Annotated in this window: 3 protein-coding genes; all 3 read right to left on the reverse strand. The window is 73.3% G+C overall.

What is annotated here, in order from left to right; genetic code table 11:
* Window positions 1-2336 (reverse strand): penicillin-binding protein 1C (gene pbpC, locus AC6EI8_RS25380; RefSeq protein WP_498383243.1); only part of this gene is annotated, 2336 nt, incomplete at its 3' end.
* Window positions 2337-2422: 86 nt separating this feature from the next.
* Window positions 2423-3103 carry a lysoplasmalogenase gene (locus AC6EI8_RS25385; RefSeq protein ID WP_265633397.1) on the reverse strand — a complete coding sequence of 227 codons (681 nt, stop codon included), beginning with the start codon at window positions 3101-3103 and terminating at the stop codon, window positions 2423-2425.
* Between the two features lie 29 nt (window positions 3104-3132).
* The coding region (locus tag AC6EI8_RS25390) for an alpha-2-macroglobulin family protein (protein WP_498383244.1) at window positions 3133-3520 on the reverse strand (388 nt) is incomplete at its 5' end.

Here is a 3520-nt window from a genome sequence, read left to right on the forward strand (position 1 = left end):
ATGCGTACCATATCGATCACCGTGCCACCGGAATCGACCAGCTCGAGCCGATGCCGTCCCGGCCACGGCAGCCAGGCCAGCTTGCCGCCGGGGCCGAGCCGCTTGCCGTCGAGCCGCCAGGCCACTCCCTGGGCGGTGCGGCCGGCGACATCTTCGGCATGCAGCCAGACGCGTTGCGCCTGCGGCGGAATATCGGGATCGAGCGCGAAGACGGTGCCATCGGCCGGGCTCGCGATCGCCGCGCCGCGGCCGGGGTCTGCCGCCGTCCGCGCGGCACTCGACGCTGCACCCGACGCTGTATTCGCCGCCGCATTCAGCGCAGCGCTCGGCGCCGCACTCGGCGCTGCCGTCCGCCCCGCCGGCGCGCCCTGGTGATGGCTGCCGACGGCAACCACCGGCACCGCGGTGCCGGCCAGGAACACCTCCTCGCGCGCAGGCTCGGGTACGCCCTCGAACCGCACCGGCACGCGTTCGACGCCTGTAGGCAGTGCGGGCGGCCGGCTGGCGCGATCCCGATGCAGGAAGGCCATCACGTCGTGCCAGACCGGCGCCGCGCCGGATACGCCGGACACATCGCGCATCGCCGCGCCGCTGGCGTTGCCGACCCAGACGCCGACCGTATAGTGCTGCGACCAGCCGATGCACCAGTTGTCGCGCATGTCCTTGCTGGTGCCGGTCTTGACCGCGGTCCAGAAGCGCGTGGTCAGCGGGCTGTCCAGGCCGAAGGTGCGCGCGCGTGCATGCCGGTCGGACAGCACGTCGCCGATCACATGGGTCGCGGCCGCCGACATCACCGCCACCGGCCGGGGCGCCGGCTCGGCCAGCCGCATCCGCACCGACGCCTGCCGGCCCTGGTTGGCGAGCGTCCGGTAGGCATTGGTCAGCGTCAGCAGCGACACGTCGGCGCTGCCCAGCGCCAGGCTGTAGCCGTAGTAGTCGCCGGCCTCGGTCAGCGGCAGCCCGAGCGCGACCAGGCGCCGATGGAAGCGGTGCGGGGTCACCATCACCAGCGTGCGCACCGCCGGCACATTGAGCGAAGCGGCCAGCGCCGCGCGCATGCTGACCCAGCCGCCGTAGCGGCCGTCGTAGTTGCGGGGGATGTAGAGGCCGCCGCCGGTCGGCAGGTTGACCGGCCGGTCGTCCAGCAGCGAGGCGGCGGTCAGGCGCCGCTCCTCCAGCGCCTGCGCATACAGGAAGGGTTTGAGCGTCGAGCCGGCCTGGCGCAGCGCGGCCGCATGATCGACCTGCGCGGCCCCCGACAACGCGCCCGACGAGCCCACGTAGGCCAGCACGTCGCCGCTGGCGTTGTCGAGCACCACCACCGCGCCGTCCTCGACATGCCGTCCGGCCAGTTCGCGCAGATGCCGCTGCAGGCTGGCCATCGCCAGCCGCTGCACGCCCGCGTCCAGCGTCGAATCGATCGCGGCCGGCGGCGTCCGTGCCGCGCCTCGCACGCCCGGTGCTCCCGGTGCTCCCGGTGCTCCCGGTACTGCCGGTGCGCCCAGTGCACCCGGTGCGCCCTGCACGACCCGATCGACCAGCAGCCGGCCCAGGTGCGGCGCCAGTTGCGCGCGGCCCGGACCGGACGGCGGCATCGCGGCGCGCGCCAGCGCCAGTTGCGTGAAGCCGTCCAGTCCGCTGCAGCCCGCGGGCTGCCCCATCTCCCGCAGGATCTGGCAGGCGCGCTGCGTGACCCGCGCCGGCGCGGCATTGGGCGCGCGCACCAGCGCCACCGCCAGCGCCGCCTCGCGCGCATCGAGTCCGCTCGGCAGCTTGCCGAACAGCGCGTGCGACAACGCCGACAGGCCGACCAGTTCGCCGCGCAGCGGCACCAGGTTCAGATAGGCCTCGAGGATCTGGCTCTTGCTCCAGCCGTGTTCGAGCCGCGCCGCGCGCCAGGCCTGGCTCATCTTCTGCGCCGCGCTGCGTCCGCCCGCGCCGCGGCGCAGATCGTCGTCGAGCAGCGCCGCCAGCTGCATCGTCAGCGTCGAGGCGCCGCGCGTGCGCGTGTTCCACAGATTGGCCCAGGCCGCGCCGGCCACGCCCTGCCAGTCGACGCCGCTGTGCTGGTAGAAGCGCCGGTCCTCCGACAGCACGATGGCGGTGCGCACCGCCGGCGAGATCTCGTCGAGCGACACCCATTGCCCGCGCCGCGCGCTGAAATCGGTCCGCACGGTGGCGACCGGCTCGCCATGGCGGTCTCGCACGATGACGTCGGCGCTGCGGTAGCGCTCGCGCACCTGCTCGAAGCCGGGCAGCGCCTCGGCGGACGCCGGCGCGGACGGTATCGCGAACAAGAACGCGATCAAGACCGCGAACAGCAGCACGAACCGCATCCCGAACCACAGAGAACTTGGCAGCGCCCGCGGCAGTGCCGGGGCCCTGGCCACCCGCAACGAGCCCAGCGAACCCGTCCCCTGCCTCATGGCCGCCGCCCCGCGACGATGCCCGCGACCAGCAGCACCTGCGCCGCGGCATAGGTCCACCAGATGCCCAGTTCGAAACGATCGAACGGCGACAGGAAGCGCGCGATGCCGACCAGCGCGTCGGACACGACGAAGCACAGCGCGCCGAGCGCGGCCAGCGGCGTCGGCAGCCGCGCCAGCAGCGCCGCGCAGGCCATCGCGGTCAGCGCGACGACATAGGCGCAGACCTCGACCGTCAGCGTGCCAAGGTTGGGCCAGAAGCGTCCCAGCAGCGTGCCCACCGCACCGATCACCGCGCCGCAGGCGAGCAGCCGGTGCGGGCGGTCGTCGCCCAACAGCGGCAACAGCAGAGCAAGATAGGCCAGATGCGCCAGCAGGAAGAATCCCAGCCCGCCGACGAAGGAGAACGGCAGCCACGGTACCGCGAGCAACAGATCGCCGCTCGCGGAGAACAGCAGCGCGGCGATCAGCCAGCGGCGCTCGCGGCGTAGCGGATGGAACCACGCCGCGCGCGCCAGCAGCAGCACCATCGCGGTCTTCCACGCCGGCTGCCAGGCGAAGCTGCCCGTCAGCGGCGTGCCGGGCGGCAGCTCCAGCGCGGCGCTGACCAGCAGCGTGCCGTAGATGGTGCCGGCGACCGCGCCGGCCATCCACCATTCGCGCACCCGCGGCGGCATCGTCCAGCCGCGCCGTTCCAGGACATCGCTCACGGACGCTGCCCCACGGTCAGGCGCGCATTGGGCGCGGCACCGAACACCTCGGGCGCGTACATCGCCTCCACGCGCGTCGGCGGCAGCGCGAACTCGCCGGCGTTGTTCAGCCGCACGGTGTATTCGATGGTCGCCGTGCCCTTCGGCAGATGGGCGTAGTACTCGCGGTAGGCTTGCGGCGTGCGCTCGCTGAAGGCCGGCCAGGCGCCGGTGCGGCGCTCGCCGCGCGTGGCGATCTGCGAATCGCGGCCCAGCCCGCTGCCGAGGATGGTGGCGCCCCCGGGCACCGGATCGCTGACCACGACCCAGGTCATGTCGGCCTGCGCGTCGATCTCCAGCTTGACGCGATAGATGTCGCCGCGCGACCAGCGTCCCGGCGTGGCC

The sequence above is a fragment of the Cupriavidus sp. R6-3 genome (genome assembly GCF_059772245.1).